General features: G+C 41.9%; 1 protein-coding gene. It reads right to left on the bottom strand.

From position 1 onward, the window contains the following. On the bottom strand, nt 1-806 hold an 806-nt coding region (locus O3682_RS11700), incomplete at both ends, for a hypothetical protein (RefSeq protein ID WP_371510185.1).

Raw genomic sequence — 806 nt, 5'->3', positions numbered from 1 at the left:
AAGGTCACTTTTTCAGGGGTGTTAGAACCTTCAGGGGTGACGGTTACTTCTACAGTATCACCTGCTTCTGCATCGCTTGGTACTTTCACAGTTACTGAACCATCTTCTGTAGATGGAGTCACTTCCGGTGCGCTTGGTGCAGTTTTATCTACGTTATTACCTGCTCTACCATAGCCAAGATTACTTTGGCGACCAACAGGATCTTTAGCCTGTACGGTTACATAAGAACCATCTTTCACTTTATCTTGTGGAATGGTAGTTCTATCTTGACCTACTTCAATGCTTGGGACAATTTCTGGTTTGTCTGAAGTCCAACTGCTATCTGCATTTTTGGTTAAAGTTACTTTTTCCGGAGTGTCAGATCCTTCAGGAATTACTTGAATTTCAACTGTATCGCCCGGTTCAGTAAATTCAGTTGGTACTATAGTGACAGCACCATCAGTTGTTGACGGAATCACTTTCGGCGCAATTAGCATCAAGTCAGGAATAAAATCTTTTAAAGCCTCAGGGCTACTATTACCTGCCGGATCTTCTGTATGAGCAGCTATTACGCTGGCTCCTTTAGTTACAGTTCGAAGAACATTTGCGACATTGCTGCCAGCTTCAATATTTGATACATTTTCTGGCTTATCTGAAATCCAGCTTCCATCTTCCTGTTTAGTCAAGGTTGCTACTTGAGTCCAATTTCCAGTTTCCGGGAAATACAATGATATTTTAAGCATATCACCTACTTCAGCAGTGTAGACAACTACGTTTGCTGAACCATTAACTAATAGAGCAATTTCTGGTGCGCTTGGTGCAGTCGT

Source organism: Neisseria sp. 27098_8_112, assembly GCF_041433235.1.
In the GTDB taxonomy this organism is placed as follows: Bacteria; Pseudomonadota; Gammaproteobacteria; order Burkholderiales; family Neisseriaceae; genus Neisseria.
The sequence above is the reverse complement of the archived record's forward strand: the minus strand, read 5'-3'. Positions and strand labels throughout refer to the sequence as shown.